Genomic DNA, 16,845 nt, shown 5'->3' with positions numbered 1-16,845 from the left:
GAAGAATTAGATTGCTCGCTTCCTAAGCCGCCGGCGCTCACGCTCGGAAAGGCCTCCCCAGATGCCGAACCGTTCGTCATTGGCCAGCGCGTACTCCAGGCACTGCGACCGTACGTTGCAGGCACCGCAGACCTTCTTGGCATCGCGGGTGGAGCCGCCCTTCTCAGGGAAAAAGGCTTCCGGATCCGTCTGCGCGCACAAAGCATCCGTCTGCCAGCCCAGCTCGCCCTCGTCGTCGAACTCCTGCTGCAGCGGCAGCCCGATCCACACCGGCTGGGTGGTACCGGCCGCAGCCAGCTCCATAGGCGGATCCAGGTCGTCTTCCGGCTCAGCACCGCCGTCGAGGAGGGCTTCGTGTGCCGCGAGGAACGCGGTTGCCTGGTCCTCAAGAACAGTGGTGGAGTTCTTGTTGTACCGCTCCGCAGCATCAGGATCAGCGGGGTCCACGTACCAATCGCTCGGCACCCCCCGCGCACGGTACTTTGCCGTTGCCTGACCGGCCACGACGGCATCTTCCTGGATACGCTCTGCTTGCCCCACGGCGACCCTCCTGATGGTTCAGCGACTGCCTGGATACGTGGACACTCGGTTGTGTGCCGGTATTTACGCAATTGCTTTAGTTACCTAATTACACGTGTGTAACTAGGGCGAGTCAAGCCGTTGCCGGGATAATAGACAGTCGAAGCCGGGAAATTTGCGCACGCCACGCCCGGGTTTTCCTTCCGCTCCGGCGTGGCGGAAGGGTCTGGCCCGTAATTCCCGGCAGGAAAGCCGCCAATCCCCCGTGTTAGCGGGGAAAATACCCGCTCTTCGCAGAAATAGCAAGCACACTTAGCAATGCGGGTGATTAACATCACGATCAGTTCCCCTGGCTTGGCGGCCGCGGCTGGCGCGGGCATCCAGGTAAGCCGGGCATCCGGGTAATTCGGACAGTGGCAGGATGAACGCATGACATCAATTCCCGCGCTCGAACTCACGGCCGCCCTCCGCTCCGGAAACTCCACGGCACCACGCCTGACCTGGTACGGGCCCGACTCGGAGCGGGTGGAACTGTCGGGCCGGGTCCTGGACAACTGGGTGGCCAAGACGAGCAACCTGCTGCAGGACGAACTGGATGCAGAACCGGGCATGCGGCTCCGGCTCGTACTTCCGGCCCACTGGAAAGCGCTGGTATGGGCACTGGCCGGCTGGCAGCTGGGACTGGAAACAATGCTCGACGGCGGCCAGGCGGACTTCCTTGCCACCGACAATCCCGCCGGTTCCGACGGACAGTACGACGCCGGCGTTGCCGTTGCCCTGCCGGCCCTCGCCATGCGCTGGGGCGGCGACCTTCCTGCCGGTTGGCTGGATTATGCCGCTGAGGTGCGGTCACACGGGGACGTGTTCATGCCCCACGCCGATCCTGACCCGTCGGCCCGCGCCGTGCTGACCAGCCAGGGGCGAAGTGTCCTGCATCAGGACCTGATCACCGGTTTTGCCGTGCCGCATACAGAAGGCGCCAGGCTGCATGTTCCTGCCGATGCCGGACTTGAAGCTGTACTCGCGAATGCGCTGGGCGCATGGCAGCAGGGCGGCTCCATAGTGCTGACCCATCCCGATGTGGCGATCACCGACAAACTGATGGCCGACGAACGCATCCACGGAAGCTAGCGGCCGCTGGCTAGGCCTGGGGGCCGCCGTCGGCGGGAGTCGGTGCCGGGCGTTCCGCGGCACCCGCACGCTCCTTGTGGGGGTGGGCTTCGATGATCTCGTGGTCGTGGGAGAACTCCGGTTCCTGGTCCAGTTCCTGGTTGAACACCAGGAACCGGTAGGCGAAGAAGCGCATAACCGTGGCGACCAGGATGCCAACCACGCCGGCGAGGAACAACAGGTTCTTGTTGTCGATGCCCATGCCGTACTTGGCCAGGGCGGTGAAGCCTGTAGAGATGCCAATGCCGATTCCGTTGATGATCACGAACATGATGAACTCACGGAGTACGTTGGCCTGGCGGCGGTGGCGGAAGGTCCAGAACCGGTTCGCCACCCACGAAAAGACTGTGGCCACGGTGGCTCCCACAAAGCGGGCCTTCGCCTCGCTGTCGGACATGGGGCCGTGCATCAGGTAATAGGTCAGCCCGTTATCGATGACGAACGCGACACCGCCGACCGCACCAAACTTGGCCACCTCGCGCCAGAAGAGTGAGGCGAGCCCCCGGATACGATCTGCAAGTGTGCTAAACATGACCCTCCATGGCCGTGACGAACTGTGGGCCACTCGGCCAAAGGACCATTTTAGCCCCAAAGCCTTACAGCGCCCCCCGGATGCAGGAGCCGGGTACCCCTCCCCGCGAAAATGTCCGTCCCCCACCGGGCCGCAAAAGCGTCGATCCGGCGCGTCTTCGGTAGGCTGGCATATGTGACTTTTCCAGTGATAGGCGTGGTTGGCGGCGGCCAGCTCGCGCGAATGATGGCCCCTGCCGCTACAGCACTCGGCTTTGAACTCCGCGTCCTCGCCGAAGGTGACGACGTGTCGGCGGTATCGGCAGTACCCACTACTCCAGTGGGCGACTACAAGGATCTGCAGACGCTCCTGGACTTTGCCAAGGGCCTGGACGTGATGACGTTCGACCACGAGCACGTGCCCACGGACCACCTCCGCGCCCTGCAGGAGGCCGGAGTCAACGTCCAGCCCGGACCGGACGCCCTGGTCCACGCCCAGGACAAACTGGTCATGCGTGCGGCCATCGACCGGCTGGAACTGCCGAACCCCACCTGGGCATCCGTGGCCGACGTTGACGCGCTGGTGCGCTTCGGCGATGAAACCGGTTGGCCCGTTGTCCTGAAAACCCCGCGCGGTGGATATGACGGCAAGGGCGTCAGGATCGTCGGCTCGCCGGAGGAGGCCGCCGAGGCGGCTGACTGGTTTGCCGCCATGAGTCCCCTGCTGGCCGAGGCCAAAGTGGAATTCACCCGCGAACTCTCCGCCCTCGTGGCGCGCAGCCCCGATGGCGAAGCCCGGGCCTGGCCCGTGGTCCACACCATCCAGGTGGACGGTGTCTGCGACGAGGTGATTGCTCCGGCGCTGGACATCCCGCTGGAGGTGGCGGCAGCCGCTGAGGACGCCGCACTGCGCATCGCCGCCGAACTGGACGTGACCGGCGTCCTTGCCGTGGAACTCTTCGAAACGCCGGGCACCGGAGCCGGATTCCTGATCAACGAACTGGCCATGCGGCCGCACAACACCGGCCACTGGACCCAGGACGGCTCCATCACCAGCCAGTTTGAACAGCACCTCCGTGCCGTCCTGAACCTGCCCCTGGGCGCCACCGATGCGCTGGCGCCGGTGACGGTGATGAAGAACTTCCTGGGCGGGGAAAACCAGGACCTGTACTCCGCCTACCCCATGGCACTCGCCGCCGAACCCGCCGCGAAAGTCCACTGCTACGGCAAATCTGTACGGCCGGGACGTAAGATCGGCCACGTCAACCTGGTGGGAAGTTCCACCGCGGAGGTGGGCTCGGTCCGCCGACGGGCCACGGCCGTGGCCGGCATCATCCGTGACGGGCGGGTATCCGCCGAAGAACCTGCAGCGATTTTCGAGGAGAAGGCATGAGCGCCGACAGCACCCCCGCCGCATCCGGCACCAGCCCGCTGGTGGGCCTGGTCATGGGCTCCGACTCGGACTGGCCGGTCATGGAGGCCGCGGCGGACGCCCTGGCCGAGTTCGGCATCCCGTTCGAAGCGGACGTGGTCTCAGCCCACCGGATGCCCACGGAAATGATCCGGTACGGGCAGACGGCGCACGAACGCGGCCTGCGGGTCATCATCGCCGGCGCCGGCGGTGCCGCCCACCTGCCCGGCATGCTCGCCAGCGTCACGCCGCTTCCCGTCATCGGCGTGCCGGTCCCCCTTAAGACCCTGGACGGGATGGACTCCCTCTTGTCCATCGTCCAGATGCCCGCCGGGGTGCCGGTGGCGACGGTCTCCATCGCCGGCGCGCGGAACGCCGGGCTCCTGGCCGTTCGGATGCTCGCGTCGGGTACCGACGAGCTCGCTGCCTCCCTCCGCGCTGACCTCCTCGACTTCGCCGCGGACCTCAACGCCGTTGCCGCCCGCAAGGGCGCAAACCTGCGACAGAAAGTAAGCGAAGTCTTCCCGGACGGCTCCGGCGCCCTTCGGGGCAGCCGTTAGGGCGGCGGGCATGGCCAGCAGCAGCAGCGTGCTCAACACCGGGCCCGGGGCGTCCCTGACAGACCCCGTCCGCTACCCGGTCAGCGCTTCCTCTCCGGTCCGTACCAAGCGCGCCTTCGTGCTGGTCCTGTTGACGCTCCTGGTACCGGGCAGCGCGCAGCTAGTTGCGGGCGACCGGAAGCTGGGGCGGACGGCGCTGCGCATCACGCTCTGTGTGTGGGCCATCCTGCTGCTGGCGGCGGTCCTGCTGTTGCTGGACCGGAGCATGGTCATCAGCATTGTCACAAATCCGGTCACGTCGCTGGTGCTGGTGGTCCTGTTGGCCGCGCTGGCCCTCGGCTGGGCATTGCTGTTCCTCAACACCCTGAGGCTGATCCGCCCCGTCCTGCTGGCACCGAAAGCGCGCCCCGCCGTCGGCATCGCCCTGGTGGTTGCCCTGGTCCTGGGCAGCGGCTCCATGGGTTACGCCGCCTACCTGCTGAACGTGGGACGCAACGCCATCGGCAATATCTTCTCGTCCGGCCCGGCCATCAAGCCGGTGGACGGCCGCTACAACTTCCTCATGATGGGTGGCGACGCAGGTGATGACCGCACCGGCCGCCGGCCGGACAGCCTCTCGGTGCTGAGCGTGGACGCTGAGACCGGCCAGACCGCCATCATTTCCGTCCCCAGGAACTTCCAGAACGCGCAGTTCAGCGAGGGCTCCCCCATGCGCGCCCTCTACCCCGACGGCTACAACTGCGGCGACGAATGCCTCATCAACGCCATCAACACAGAGGTCACCAACGAGCACGCCAACCTTTACCCCGGCGTGGCGGACCCAGGCGCACAAGCAACCATGGAGGCCGTCTCCGGCACGCTCGGCATGCAAATCCAGTCGTACGTCCTGGTTGACATGCAGGGCTTCTCCACGCTGATCAATGCCATGGGCGGCATCCGGATCAAGGCGGGCGGGTGGGTTCCCATGAGCGGGTACTTCGACGAAACCACCAAGACCCACGGGATGCCCCTCGGCTGGATCCCGGCCGGCGACCAGACCCTCAACGGGGACCAGGCGCTCTGGTACGGACGCTCGCGCGAATACGTTGACGACTACTCCCGCATCCAGCGCCAGCAGTGCGTGCAGCAGGCCATGCTGAAGCAGCTCGATCCCACTACCCTGCTGTCCAAGTTCGAGGACATTGCCAGCGCGGGAACCAAGGTGGTGGAATCCAACGTCTCCTCCGCCCAGCTGGGCAGCTTCCTGGACCTCGCCATCAAGGCACGGGGCAAGGACGTCAAACGGCTCACCATCGGGCCGCCGGACTTTGACCCGTCCTTCTCCACCAACCCGGACTTCGACCAGATCCACGAGCGGGTGGACCAATTGCTGGCGCAGGCATCCGCCCAGGGCGCACAGTCGGCAGGAATTCCCGACGACGGCACGGCAGTTCCAGGGGCAGGCGACGGACATGTCCAGGCGGCCGGGCCCGTGCCCGCCACCCTGCCCACGGGCGGCAACGCCGTGCAGCAGCCCTCGCCGTCGGACTTCACCCCGGTGACCACCACGCCCGACGGCGAGCCGATCACCGAAGAGATGCTCACCCAGCTCAAGCTCGAAGGAAACGAAGAGGCCATCCGCCAGCTCGTGGCCACCAACGGACAGTGCCGCCCGCTTTAGCGGCAATGGCGGCCGGCCAATCATCAATGCCCATCCACCAAGGAACGGAACGGTTTTGTACGAGATTGAGAACGTCCTCCGGGACTACGCCTGGGGTTCGACGACGGCCATCGCCTCGCTGCTGGGCCGTCCCGAGTCGGGTGGCCCGGAGGCCGAACTGTGGATCGGCGCGCACCCTGACTCGCCGTCGGTGGCCCACGTGCCGGAAGACGGCACCCGGAGCCCCCTCGATGCCCTGATCTCATCGGACCCGGAACACTACCTGGGCGCGGAATCCGTCAACGCCTTCGGCCCCCGGCTGCCGTTCCTGGCCAAGATCCTCGCCGCCGCGCAGCCTCTCTCCCTCCAGGTCCACCCGAGCCTGGACCAGGCGCGGGCAGGGTTCGCGCGGGAGAACGCCGCCGGGCTGGATGCCCATGCCGCGAACCGTAACTACAAGGACGACAACCACAAGCCGGAGATGATTCTCGCGCTTACTCCGTTCGAGGCGCTGTGCGGGTTCCGGCCCGCCGCCGAAACCCGGGAGATCTTCGAGTACATCACCCACGCCTTCCCCGAGGAAACCTCCTCCCCCGCGCTGGTCCAGGCCCTGATTGACGATCTCGCCGCCGCGGACGAAGGCGCAGGACTGCGCCGGGCCTTCGAGCGGCTGATCACTGGCGGCCAGGGCGTGGCTGAAGATACTGCCCTGGTGGTCGAAGCCCTGCTGTCGCGCGCTTCCCTGGAGCCGTACCAGGCCGAGCTGGGCACGGTCATCAGCCTTAACGAAAAGTACCCGGGCGACCCCGGCGTGCTGATCTCGCTGCTGTTGAACCGGATCTCGCTGACGCCCGGGGAGGCTGTCTACCTCCCCGCCGGGAACGTGCACGCCTACCTGCACGGGCTGGGTGTGGAGGTCATGGCCTCCTCGGACAACGTCCTGCGCGGGGGCCTGACGCCCAAGTACGTGGACGTCCCGGAACTCCTGAACACCATCGATTTCCACCCAGTGGCAGTGCCCATGCTGGACGCCCAGAAGACGGTGATGGACCAGGAACTGTTCCGCGCCCCGTTCAAGGAGTTCCAGCTGCAGCGCATCGAGCTGGGGCCGGACTCGGGACCCGTACCCCTGGCGCAGTCCGGCGCCGCGGTGGTCATTGTGGTGGCCGGCGAGGTGTACCTTGACTCACCCAGGGGCGACCTGCAGCTGTCCAGGGGCCGGAGCGCGTTCATCGCGGCCGCGGAAGCCCCCGTCAACGTCCACTGGGTGGCCGGAAGCGCCGAGCCGGCGCTGGCCTTCGCGGTGACCACCGGACTCTAGCCCCGGGAAAGAAGGGCGACGACGGCACCCAAGCGGGTGCCGGCGTCGCCCTTCTTTCCTGGCTCAGTCAGTTGCCCGGGCGCAATTTCCGGACCAGCGGGCCGACCCGTCCGGCCGCGCCTTTCAGTAGTTGGCGACCCTTCTGGAGGCCCTTGCGCGCCAGCGGCATGGCCTTGGCGTATGCGGGGTAGAAGGGCGAGAGCGGCTTTTCCCAGGTCCCCAGCAGCATGTTTTCGTGCCTGGCGAACTGCTTCTTGAAGTCGGAGATGCCGTCGTTGAGCAGGCCGTTGAAGTCGTACCGGCTGCAGCCGTCCTCGCGCATGGACTGCAGGGCAGCCCACTTTACGCCGTAATTCACGCGCTGCTTCTGCCCCTCGGCGGAGACGCCGCCGTAAAGTTCGAAGGCGGTGGTGCCGCTGCGCGACAGCCACGTGAACGCCAGCAGCTGTTCGCCGTCGAACGCTCCGATGATGGGCGAGGCGTCACCGAGGTTGTGGAAGATGTCGCGGTAGTACTGGTCCTCATGGATGCCGAAGCCCGCCCGCTCGGCGGTCTGGTGGTAGATGGCCAGGACCTGTTCCAGCTCGGAATCGTTCTTGACCTTGCGGAATTCCACGTCGCTGCGCATCGACTTGCGGATGTTGGCCCGCGTGGACTTGGACATCTCCGCCATCAGTTCGTCATCGGTCCGGGTGAGGTCCAGGATGAGCGTTCGCGGGATCAGCACCGTGTTGGTGGACTCCCGGAATCCGGCAGCGGCCACGGCGCCGGCGAAAGCGGAGTCCCGGTCCCAGTCCGGTTCGATGCTGAGGGCCACGCCCCGGTGCCGGAGGGCAGCGTGTTCGGCCAGCCGGTTGAGGACCCCCTGGGCATCTTCGACGGAGCACATGGGGCCGCGCGGAATGTAGACCAGTGCCCGGAATGGGACGGGAAGGCTGCGGACCAGCAGCTGGGCGGCACCGATGGTTTCATCCCCGGCCTTGACCAGGACCCGGTCCACGGACCAGCCGTGCGCCGCCTTGGTCTCGCCCCAGCCCCACAGCTGCTGCGGATGCCCCTGGAACCGGTCAACGTGCTCGTCCCAAAGGGCGCGGTCAGTACAGGGCACAACAGCAGGAATCATGGCTTAAACCCTATACCAAGGCATTAACGGCAAAACCCCGGATGCGCGCGCGGCGCCCCGGGGCTTTGCGAACCTGCACCGGCGGGAATCAGCTCTTGCGGGCGTAGTTCTCCCACTTGCTGGCCTGGTGCTCGCCGTCAACGAAGCGGATGGTGCCGGACTTGGAGCGCATCACGATGGACTGGGTCAGGACCTTGTCCTTGGAGTAGCGGACGCCCTTGAGCAGGTCGCCGTCGGTGATGCCGGTGGCTGCGAAGTAGCAGTTGTCGCTGGAGACGAGGTCGTTGGTGGACAGCACGCGTTCCAGGTCGTGGCCGGCGTCGATGGCCTTCTGCTTCTCTTCGTCGCTGGTGGGCCACAGGCGGCCCTGGATGACGCCGCCCAGGGACTTGATGGCGCAGGCGGCCACGATGCCCTCGGGGGTTCCGCCGATGCCCATCAGCGCGTCCACGCCGGTTCCGGAGCGGGCTGCGGCGATGGCGCCGGCAACGTCGCCGTCCATGATGAACTTGGTGCGTGCACCGGCTTCGCGGATTTCCTCCACCAGCGGGCGGTGGCGGTCGCGGTCGAGGATCATGACGTTCAGCTGGTTGACCTTGACGCCCTTGGCCTTGGCAATCAGGTGCAGGTTCTGCTTGACCGGCAGGCGCAGGTCCACCATGTCCGCGGCTTCGGGGCCGGTGACCAGCTTCTCCATGTAGAACACGGCCGAGGGATCGAACATGGAGCCGCGTTCGGCAACGGCCAGGACGGCCAGCGCGTTGTTGATGCCCAGGGCGGTCAGGCGTGTTCCGTCGATCGGGTCAACAGCCACATCCACTTCGGGGCCGGTGCCGTCGCCCACGCGCTCTCCGTTGAACAGCATGGGGGCTTCGTCCTTTTCGCCCTCGCCAATCACCACGACGCCGTTGAAGTGGACGGTTTGCAGGAAGGAACGCATGGCATCGACGGCTGCGCCGTCAGCGGTGTTCTTGTCGCCGAAGCCAACCCAGTGGCCGCCGGCGATGGCGGCCGCCTCGGTGACGCGGACGAGTTCAAGGGCAAGGTTGCGGTCCGGCTCGTCGTGGCCCACCGCAAGGGACGGTGAAATCGTGGAGTACTTCTGGGTCATGGACGCTGGTGACACGTGAACCTCTTCTTCGAGTGGCGATCATTGAACCCGCCCGCCGGTGCAGCAGAACGGTGATTCCTCTGCTATCGATCATAGTCGCGGCGCCTCGCCATGGGCGGCCCATGACGCGGTCCCGCAATGTACCCCTGGAGGTGGTGCCGGGCCGCGGCCGGGCCCGAATGGAAGTCCGGCTCAGGGATGGGCGACTATAGAGGGGTGAACGACATGCAGGAAGCCACCAGTCCCAGCTCCGGCGAGGCACAGCCCGAAGGCCGCCCCGCCGCTTCCGGCAGCAGCGCGGAAACCCCCGTCAAGCCCGTCATTCCGGCGGCGGCCGCCAAGCGGGCCAACGCCTCGGTGATCGGCATGATCATCGCCCTGGTGCTCAGCATTGCGGCGTTCCTGCCCGTGGTCCTGATGAATCCCCAGCCCAAGGGCGAGGGCTTCCGGCCGGACGTCGATGTTGCATCGGTGGCGCGGAATGCGGCAGATGTGGCTGGATTCACACCCGTTGCGCCGGACACCGGCAACGCGTTCCGTGCTAACTACGCCCGGTGGGAGGGCGGAACGGCCAGTGGCGTGCCCACGTGGGAGGTTGGCTACCTGACCCCCAAGGCGTCCTTTATCGGATTGGTGCAGACCACCAAGGCCAACCCCACCTGGCTCCTACAGCAGACCAAGAACGCACCCGTCACCGGCTCGCGGAACGCCGGCGGCAAGGAGTGGGAACTGCGGGATACCGGCAAGCGCGAAAAGTCGATGATCCTGAACTACAAGGGCAGCACCGTCGTCCTCTCCGGGGCCGCCCAACTGGACGAGTTCGCAACACTGGCGGCCGCCGTCGTGACCTCCCTTGACGCCAACCCGGCCGTCACAGTTTCACCGTCCGCCACTGCCGCGCCTTAATGTAGTAAGCATGGCTACTAACCTCACCCCTGCACTGGCATGGCGCCGCCTGCGCGAAGGCAACGAACGTTTCGTAAACGGCGAGTCCTCCCATCCGAACCAGAACGCCTCACGGCGCTCCTCACTGGTGGAGACCCAGAACCCCTTCGCGGTGATCTTCGGCTGCTCCGACTCCCGCCTTGCGGCTGAGATCATTTTCGACGTCGGCTTGGGCGACGTCTTCGTGGTCCGCACGGCCGGGCAAGTAATTGACGACGCCGTCCTGGGCTCCCTGGAATACAGCGTCGCCGTGCTGGGGGTGCCGCTGATCGTGGTGCTTGGGCACGACAACTGCGGTGCCGTCACGGCCACCAAGGACGCCGTTGAGACCGGCGAGATGCCGGCGGGATTCATCCGCGACCTCGTGGAACGCATCACCCCCTCCGTCCTCACCTCCCTGCGGAACAACCAGCCCGAGGTCAACGACATGGTGGTGGAGAACGTCAAGCAGATGTCGCAGCGCCTCGCGGACAGCTCGCGTGTGATTTCCACCGCAATCGAGGAGGGCCGGACCGCAGTCATCGGTCTCTCCTACCGCCTGGCAGAGGGCCGCGCCGACCTTGTTTCCGGAATCGGCGAGCTCTAAAAGCAACTTGCCGGCGGTCCAACGGGCCGCCGGCAATGCACCCTTAACGGTTTTCGATGGGGCACCCGATCGCCATAAGCTAGCCCCATGACTTCCACTGAAGAGTTCCGCATTGAACATGACACGATGGGCGAAGTCCGCGTCCCCGTGAACGCACTGTACCGCGCGCAGACGCAGCGGGCAGTGGAGAACTTCCCTATTTCCGGCAAGACCCTGGAGCGCACCCACATCGAGGCGCTGGCCCGGGTCAAGAAGGCAGCTGCCCAGGCCAACGCAGAACTGGGCGTGCTCGACGGCGAGCTGGCCAAGGCGATTGCAGACGCTGCCGATGAGGTGGCCGCCGGCAAGTACGACGGCGACTTCCCCATCGACGTCTTCCAGACCGGCTCCGGCACCTCCTCGAACATGAACACCAACGAGGTCATCGCCGAGCTGGCCACGGGTGCACTGAAGGCGGCCGGCAGCGACAAGGTTGTCCACCCGAACGACCACGTCAACGCCTCGCAGTCCTCCAACGACGTGTTCCCCACCTCGGTCCACGTTGCGGCCACCTCCGCGCTGATCAACGACCTCATCCCCGCCCTCGGCTACCTGGCCGAGTCGCTGGAGCGCAAGGCCGCCGAGTTCAAGGACGTCGTCAAGTCCGGCCGCACCCACCTCATGGACGCCACCCCGGTGACCCTGGGCCAGGAGTTCGGCGGCTACGCGGCCCAGGTCCGCTACGGCATCGAGCGCATTAACGCCTCACTCCCCCGCGTTGCCGAGGTTCCGCTGGGCGGCACCGCCGTAGGCACCGGCATCAACACCCCCGCCGGCTTCCCGGAGCGCGTCATCGAACTGCTCGCCACGGACACCGGCCTGCCGCTGACCGAGGCCCGCGACCACTTCGAGGCCCAGGCCAACCGCGACGGCCTGATCGAGGCATCCAGCCAGCTGCGCAACATCGCCATCTCCTTCATGAAGATCAACAACGACCTTCGCTGGATGGGTTCGGGCCCCAACACGGGCCTTGGCGAAATCGCCCTCCCGGACCTGCAGCCCGGTTCGTCCATCATGCCCGGAAAGGTCAACCCGGTCATCTGCGAGGCCTCCATCATGGTGGCCGCCCAGGTCATCGGCAACGACACCACCATCGCCTGGTCCGGCACCAACGGCGCCTTCGAACTCAACGTCGGCATCCCGGTGATGGCCGCCAACCTGCTGGAGTCCATCCGCCTGCTGGCCAACACCAGCCGGGTCATGGCGGACAAGATGATCGATGGCATCACGGCCAACGTGGAGCGCGCCCGCTTCCTGGCCGAGGCATCGCCGTCCATCGTCACGCCGCTGAACAAGTACATCGGCTACGAGAACGCCGCCAAGATCGCCAAGACCGCCGTCAAGGAAGGCCTGACCATCCGCCAGGCCACCGAGAAGCTGGGCTTCGTCGGCGACGGCGAAGGCAAGGTCTCCGAAGCCGACCTGGACAAGGCGCTGGACGTCGCCACCATGACGTCCCCGGCCCACAAGGCCTGACGTCCCCCGGCACAACCGGCTAACTCTCGACGGCGGCCGGTCACCTTCCGAACGGAAGGTGACCGGCCGCCGTCGCACTTTAACTCAGAAGCAGCAAAGTTGCACTGGCCCAGACGTCGAGCTGGTTTCCCAGGGCCGCTGACCGCCGTCGAACACTTGTCCTGGCCGCTGCCGGGCTGGCTGCCGGCACTTGCTACTCACCGGCGGCAGCCAAGAAGACCAACAGGGTGGCCGCAATTTTTTTTGGGGGGGGTGCGGCGCCCCTGTTTCATTTGCGCCCGGGAGTCCCTACGGTTCGAAGTGGACGGCCCCGGAAGGTGCCAGGGCCTGGCGGATGCTGGTGAGGTGTCCGGGCATGAGTTCGGGAAGCTCGTCCGGGCCGAACCAGCCGACGGCCAGGGATTCGTCGTCGTTGACCCTGGCCTCGCCGGTGACGTAGCGGCACAGGAACACCACGTCCAGGAACTCGCAGACATCGCCGTTGGGATAGGTGAACGGACCCACCGCGCCGACGGACACCACGCGTTCGGCTTCGGCCACGACGGCCGTTTCCTCAAAGATCTCCCGGACCAGGCCCCGGGCAGGCTGCTCTCCCGGGTCCAGCATGCCGCTGATGAGTGCCCACTGCCGGTTGTCCGCCCGCTGGGCCAGCAGGATCCTGCCCGCATCATCCATCACTACCCCGCGGACCCCGGGAACCCAAAGGGGGTCGTTGCCGATCTTCTTGCGCAGCTTCAGGACAAATTCGGGTGCAGGCATAACCACAGCCTATCCAACAGGTCCTTGCCGCATCGCAAAGCGCTCAGGCGGGCAGCAGCATGGCGGCGGCGGCCCCGGCGAGCATGAACGGGCCGAACGGGATGGCGGACTTCAGGGTTCCCCGCCGGGCCGCCAGCAGGGCCACGGACCACAGCCCGCCGAGCAGGAAAGCCAGGAAAGTTCCCGCGAACAGGTGCCCCCAGCTGAGGTAGCCAAGGTACATGCCCAGTACTCCTGCGAGCTTGACGTCGCCAAAGCCCATGCCCGGCGGATAGATAAACCGGAGCACGAAATAGAACAGCCACAGGATGCCTGCTCCGGCCACCACGCGAAGGGCGGGAGTGGCCAGGATCGCTCCTGTGTCTCCTGCGTCCGGGCCGGCCCACGCTACTGCGGCCGCCGCGAGCAGGAGCGCGCCCGCCACCGCGTAGGACGGGAAAACGATCCTGTTGGGCAGGAGGTGGTGCCGGACATCGATGATGGTAAGCCGGACGGCCATCACCGCAAAGTACAGGCAGGCCGCCAGGACCAGCCAGAAGGCCAGCGGGGTGTGCTGCCAGAGGTCGCCGAGTCGTCCGATCACTCCTCGGATGCTACTGGATGCACCCATTCCGGCCGTAGCGCCCCCGCGTAAAATGTGGATATGTCCACCTGGGACTCCCGCCGCCGCCCCGCTTCGGACCCTGCTGCGCCCGGCCCTCCTGCCGCCCCAGCCGACCTGGCCGGCACGTTCCGGAACCTCTGCCGGTCATCCCCTTGGAAGTGGCAGTCGCTGAGGTTTGAGTACTGGGACCAGCCTTTTGAATCCGCGCCGGCTCCCGGCGCACCTTTTGTGCGTGCCTGGTTGCGCCGGCCCGGGGCGCTTCGGCTGGAAAGCCCGGAAGGGCTGGTTTTGCACAGCACCACGGGCATCAACGATTCCAAAGCCGATTTCTATGTGAACGCCACCCGAAAGTCCTGGCTCCTGCCTCCCCACCTGGTCACGCCCGTGTACGACGACGGCGGGCTGGTGCGGCGCCGGCCTGAAGCGGCCTACGGCGAGCCAGGGTTCGGCAACGGTCGCTTTGCGGCCGCGCTGGACCCCGTGGAACTCGCCGGCAATGCCCCTGTACCCATCGAGTTTCCGGGCAGCAACGCCCTGGATATCCGGGAGGTCCGGCAGAATGACCACGAGGGCCGGCCCGTCCTTGAGGCGGTTGTGGCGCCCAGCGCCGCCTACCGGCCCGCTGATCCGGCCGCTCCGCTGTGCCTTCCGGGCACTTCCCGGCTTCGCGTGGACGCCGGCACCGGCGTGTGCGTTTCCAGCAGATCGCTGGAGGCCGGCACGGAAGGATATGGCCATTGGATCCGGATCCTTGCCGTCGATGAGTACATGCTCGACGACCTGTTCCTGGCTCAGTCCATGAACCTCACCGACGTCCGCAGGCACATCAGCTGGGACGTTCCTGCCTGACGTGACAGGTCCTTCCGGCGCGGATGGACTACGCTTCGCGGATGACGATAATGAGCTCCATCTGGCCCCTGTTCGACCTCACCCTGGCCACGCCGCGACTGGAACTCCGTCCCATCACCGACCAGGACATCCCCCCAGCCGTGGAAGCGGCCCGGAGCGGCATCCACGAGCCCGGCAGCAACCCCTTCAGCAATCCCTGGACAGAGCTGCCCGACGACGAACTCGGCCCCAACATGGCCCGCTGGTACTGGCGCTGCAGGGCCGAGTGCACGCCGGAAAACTGGACGCTGCTCCTGGGCATCTGGCACGAGGGCCAGTTCATCGGCTGCCAGGACGTGGGGGCCAAGGACTTCCCGGCCCTCAAGACAGTGTCCACCGGCTCGTGGCTCAAGCAGTCCGCCCAGGGCCGGGGCCTTGGCAAAGAGATGCGCGCCGCCGTCGTCCTCTGGGCCTTCGACTGGCTCGGCGCGGAAGTCGCCGAATCTGAGGCCGCCGCCTGGAACGAAGCCTCCCTGGGCGTATCCCGCTCCCTCGGCTACGAACCCAACGGCACCACCCGCAAAGCCTGGGGGAGCCAAGTCCAAACAGTCCAACTGGTCCGGGTCACCCCGGAAACGTTCAAGCGACCCGACTGGGAGCTGCGGGTCGAGGGCCACGAAGCAGCAGCGCGGTTCCTCGGCATCGCCTAAAGAGAGGGCCGTGGCCCGGCGAACCAGGCCACGGTCCCTGCGTTGGTGACTTAGCCCTCGAGGAGTTCCGTCACGAGCGCTGCGATGGGCGAGCGCTCGGAGCGGGTGAGGGTGACGTGGCCGAAGAGCGGGTGTCCTTTGAGGGTTTCGACGACGGCGGCGATTCCGTCGTGGCGGCCCACGCGGAGGTTGTCCCGCTGGGCGACGTCGTGGGTGAGGACGATCTTCGAGTTTTGGCCGATGCGGCTCATGACCGTGAGGAGGACGTTCTTTTCGAGGGACTGGGCCTCATCGACGATCACGAAGGCGTCGTGGAGGGAGCGTCCGCGGATGTGGGTGAGGGGCATGACTTCGAGCATGCCCCGGTCCATGACCTCCTCCACCACTTCCTGGCTGACCAATGCGCCCAGGGTGTCGAAGACTGCCTGCGCCCAGGGGTTCATCTTCTCCGACTCGGAGCCCGGCAGGTAGCCGAGTTCCTGGCCGCCCACGGCGTAGAGGGGCCTGAAGACGATCACTTTGCGGTGTTCGCGGCGTTCCAGCACCGCCTCGAGGCCTGCACAGAGGGCCAGCGCTGACTTGCCGGTACCGGCGCGGCCGCCGATGGAGACGATGCCGACGGCGGGATCCATCAGCATGTCGATGGCCAGCCGCTGCTCGGCGGACCGGCCGTGGAGTCCGAACACGTCCCGGTCGCCCTTGACCAGGCGGACCTGCTTGTCGGCACCCACCCGGCCGAGCGCCGAGCCGCGGTTGGAGAGCAGCACCAGCCCGGTGTTGACGGGCAGTTCGGCTGCGGCGGGGATGAAGACGGGCTCGTGGCCGTACAGGGTAGCGATCTCCTGCTCGTCGGCTTCCACTTCGGCGACGCCGGTCCAGCCGGAGTCCTTGACCAGTTCGTTGCGGTATTCGTCAGCGGTGAGGCCCAAGGCGGAGGCTTTGACCCTCATGGGCAGGTCCTTGGAGACTACGGTGACGTTGCGTCCCTCGTTGGCCAGGTTCTTGGCCACGGCGAGGATCCGGCTGTCGTTGTCGCCGCTGCGGAAGCCCAGGGGCAGGACTTCGGAGGAGATGTGGTTGAGCTCCACCATCAGGGTGCCGCCCTCGTCGCCAATGGGGAGGGGCTGGTTCAGGCCGCCATGCTTGACCCGGAGGTCATCCAGGAGCCGCAGGGCCTTCCGGGCGAAGTAGCCCAGCTCCGGGTCGTGCCGCTTGGCTTCGAGTTCGGTGATGACGACGACGGGGACAACCACCTCGTGTTCGGCGAACCGCAGGAGTGCGCGGGGATCGGAGAGCAGGACGGAGGTGTCGATGACGAAAGTGTGGATGTCGGCTTCCCTTCCGGAGACAGCAAAACCGGCCGCAGCATCAGTTGCCGCGCCGGTTTCAGAGGTGTTTCGCTCAATGCGAGAGGTAGCTTTCCTGCCCTGTCCAACCAGGACCTCGGGCAGTTGTTCAGAAGTAGCCACATCGACTCCAGCCCCGGGCGCAAGCCCGGAATTGTTAGTGGTGAGGCGGCTCGGCCACGAGGCCG

At 66.4% G+C, this 16,845-nt stretch carries 17 protein-coding genes; 10 read left to right on the top strand and 7 right to left on the bottom strand.

Annotated elements, in window-relative coordinates:
• Positions 1-6: 6 nt before the first annotated feature.
• Entirely contained in the window at positions 7-540 is a 534-nt protein-coding gene (locus LFT49_RS06870) for a WhiB family transcriptional regulator (RefSeq protein WP_237430134.1), read from the bottom strand.
• Positions 541-948: 408 nt separating this feature from the next.
• On the opposite strand from LFT49_RS06870, the gene LFT49_RS06865 reads away from it, so the two are divergent.
• A complete protein-coding gene (locus tag LFT49_RS06865) occupies positions 949-1,650 on the top strand; it encodes a TIGR03089 family protein (protein ID WP_237430133.1) in 702 nt (233 codons plus the stop codon).
• A gap of 10 nt (positions 1,651-1,660) precedes the next feature.
• On the opposite strand, the gene LFT49_RS06860 is transcribed toward LFT49_RS06865, so the two are convergent.
• The gene (locus tag LFT49_RS06860) at positions 1,661-2,221 is read right to left on the bottom strand and encodes a GtrA family protein (protein ID WP_236801628.1); all 561 of its coding nucleotides are present in this window, start codon (positions 2,219-2,221) and stop codon (positions 1,661-1,663) included.
• 222 nt (positions 2,222-2,443) lie between these two features.
• Here LFT49_RS06860 and LFT49_RS06855 point away from each other — a divergent pair, with 222 nt between their 5' ends.
• From LFT49_RS06855 to manA, 4 genes are read left to right on the top strand one after another with little or no spacing between them, the layout of a single operon-like run.
• Positions 2,444-3,592, top strand: coding sequence for a 5-(carboxyamino)imidazole ribonucleotide synthase (locus LFT49_RS06855; protein WP_237430482.1), 1,149 nt, complete (start codon positions 2,444-2,446; stop codon positions 3,590-3,592).
• A complete protein-coding gene (purE, locus tag LFT49_RS06850) occupies positions 3,589-4,170 on the top strand; it encodes a 5-(carboxyamino)imidazole ribonucleotide mutase (RefSeq protein ID WP_236801626.1) in 582 nt (193 codons plus the stop codon). The genes LFT49_RS06855 and purE overlap by 4 nt, the downstream gene beginning before the upstream one ends.
• A 10-nt stretch (positions 4,171-4,180) precedes the next feature.
• A complete protein-coding gene (locus tag LFT49_RS06845; RefSeq protein WP_237430132.1) occupies positions 4,181-5,830 on the top strand; it encodes an LCP family protein in 1,650 nt (549 codons plus the stop codon).
• Between the two features lie 55 nt (positions 5,831-5,885).
• A complete protein-coding gene (manA, locus tag LFT49_RS06840) occupies positions 5,886-7,130 on the top strand; it encodes a mannose-6-phosphate isomerase, class I (protein ID WP_237430131.1) in 1,245 nt (414 codons plus the stop codon).
• A gap of 67 nt (positions 7,131-7,197) precedes the next feature.
• Here the strand turns inward: manA and LFT49_RS06835 are convergent, their stop codons facing one another.
• Both LFT49_RS06835 and glpX read right to left on the bottom strand, forming a co-directional pair.
• Complete coding sequence (locus LFT49_RS06835; protein WP_237430130.1) at positions 7,198-8,253, bottom strand: lipid II:glycine glycyltransferase FemX; 1,056 nt, start codon at positions 8,251-8,253, stop codon at positions 7,198-7,200.
• Between the two features lie 88 nt (positions 8,254-8,341).
• The gene (glpX, locus tag LFT49_RS06830) at positions 8,342-9,364 is read right to left on the bottom strand and encodes a class II fructose-bisphosphatase (protein WP_236802806.1); all 1,023 of its coding nucleotides are present in this window, start codon (positions 9,362-9,364) and stop codon (positions 8,342-8,344) included.
• A 225-nt stretch (positions 9,365-9,589) separates the two neighbouring features.
• On the opposite strand from glpX, the gene LFT49_RS06825 reads away from it, so the two are divergent.
• The 3 genes from LFT49_RS06825 (at position 9,590) to LFT49_RS06815 (ending at position 12,410) form a co-directional block, all read left to right on the top strand.
• Positions 9,590-10,270: a DUF4245 domain-containing protein gene (locus tag LFT49_RS06825; protein ID WP_237430481.1), complete on the top strand. Its 681-nt coding sequence runs from the start codon at positions 9,590-9,592 to the stop codon at positions 10,268-10,270.
• Positions 10,271-10,280: 10 nt separating this feature from the next.
• Positions 10,281-10,895, top strand: coding sequence for a carbonic anhydrase (locus LFT49_RS06820; RefSeq protein ID WP_236801597.1), 615 nt, complete (start codon positions 10,281-10,283; stop codon positions 10,893-10,895).
• An 87-nt stretch (positions 10,896-10,982) separates the two neighbouring features.
• The gene (locus tag LFT49_RS06815) at positions 10,983-12,410 is read left to right on the top strand and encodes a class II fumarate hydratase (RefSeq protein WP_237430129.1); all 1,428 of its coding nucleotides are present in this window, start codon (positions 10,983-10,985) and stop codon (positions 12,408-12,410) included.
• Between the two features lie 288 nt (positions 12,411-12,698).
• On the opposite strand, the gene LFT49_RS06810 is transcribed toward LFT49_RS06815, so the two are convergent.
• A complete protein-coding gene (locus LFT49_RS06810) occupies positions 12,699-13,169 on the bottom strand; it encodes an NUDIX hydrolase (protein WP_237430128.1) in 471 nt (156 codons plus the stop codon).
• Between the two features lie 43 nt (positions 13,170-13,212).
• Complete coding sequence (locus LFT49_RS06805; protein ID WP_237430127.1) at positions 13,213-13,752, bottom strand: prepilin peptidase; 540 nt, start codon at positions 13,750-13,752, stop codon at positions 13,213-13,215.
• Between the two features lie 60 nt (positions 13,753-13,812).
• Between LFT49_RS06805 and LFT49_RS06800 the strand changes: the two genes are divergently transcribed.
• Both LFT49_RS06800 and LFT49_RS06795 read left to right on the top strand, forming a co-directional pair.
• Positions 13,813-14,622 (top strand): hypothetical protein, encoded by an 810-nt coding sequence (locus LFT49_RS06800; RefSeq protein ID WP_237430126.1) that lies wholly within the window; start codon positions 13,813-13,815, stop codon positions 14,620-14,622.
• A gap of 41 nt (positions 14,623-14,663) precedes the next feature.
• Positions 14,664-15,311, top strand: a complete 648-nt coding sequence (locus LFT49_RS06795) for a GNAT family N-acetyltransferase (protein WP_237430125.1) — start codon at positions 14,664-14,666, stop codon at positions 15,309-15,311.
• Positions 15,312-15,361: 50 nt separating this feature from the next.
• Here the strand turns inward: LFT49_RS06795 and LFT49_RS06790 are convergent, their stop codons facing one another.
• The gene (locus tag LFT49_RS06790) at positions 15,362-16,780 is read right to left on the bottom strand and encodes a PhoH family protein (protein ID WP_237430124.1); all 1,419 of its coding nucleotides are present in this window, start codon (positions 16,778-16,780) and stop codon (positions 15,362-15,364) included.
• Between the last annotated feature and the right edge of the window lie 65 nt (positions 16,781-16,845).

The organism is Arthrobacter sp. FW306-06-A (assembly GCF_021870055.1).
GTDB lineage: Bacteria > Actinomycetota > Actinomycetes > Actinomycetales > Micrococcaceae > Arthrobacter.
Note: the sequence above shows the minus strand (reverse complement) of the source record. Positions and strands in the feature narration are given on the sequence as shown.

Excerpts from the sequence above, each read along its gene's own strand:
- LFT49_RS06865 (WP_237430133.1), top strand. The coding sequence starts at position 949 with ATGACATCAATTCCCGCGCTCGAACTCACGGCCGCCCTCCGCTCCGGA.
- LFT49_RS06860 (WP_236801628.1), bottom strand. The coding sequence starts at position 2,221 with ATGTTTAGCACACTTGCAGATCGTATCCGGGGGCTCGCCTCACTCTTC.
- LFT49_RS06855 (WP_237430482.1), top strand. The coding sequence starts at position 2,444 with ATGATGGCCCCTGCCGCTACAGCACTCGGCTTTGAACTCCGCGTCCTC.
- purE (WP_236801626.1), top strand. The coding sequence starts at position 3,589 with ATGAGCGCCGACAGCACCCCCGCCGCATCCGGCACCAGCCCGCTGGTG.
- LFT49_RS06845 (WP_237430132.1), top strand. The coding sequence starts at position 4,181 with ATGGCCAGCAGCAGCAGCGTGCTCAACACCGGGCCCGGGGCGTCCCTG.
- LFT49_RS06835 (WP_237430130.1), bottom strand. The coding sequence starts at position 8,253 with ATGATTCCTGCTGTTGTGCCCTGTACTGACCGCGCCCTTTGGGACGAG.
- glpX (WP_236802806.1), bottom strand. The coding sequence starts at position 9,364 with ATGACCCAGAAGTACTCCACGATTTCACCGTCCCTTGCGGTGGGCCAC.
- LFT49_RS06825 (WP_237430481.1), top strand. The coding sequence starts at position 9,590 with ATGCAGGAAGCCACCAGTCCCAGCTCCGGCGAGGCACAGCCCGAAGGC.
- LFT49_RS06820 (WP_236801597.1), top strand. The coding sequence starts at position 10,281 with ATGGCTACTAACCTCACCCCTGCACTGGCATGGCGCCGCCTGCGCGAA.
- LFT49_RS06815 (WP_237430129.1), top strand. The coding sequence starts at position 10,983 with ATGACTTCCACTGAAGAGTTCCGCATTGAACATGACACGATGGGCGAA.
- LFT49_RS06810 (WP_237430128.1), bottom strand. The coding sequence starts at position 13,169 with ATGCCTGCACCCGAATTTGTCCTGAAGCTGCGCAAGAAGATCGGCAAC.
- LFT49_RS06800 (WP_237430126.1), top strand. The coding sequence starts at position 13,813 with ATGTCCACCTGGGACTCCCGCCGCCGCCCCGCTTCGGACCCTGCTGCG.
- LFT49_RS06795 (WP_237430125.1), top strand. The coding sequence starts at position 14,664 with ATGACGATAATGAGCTCCATCTGGCCCCTGTTCGACCTCACCCTGGCC.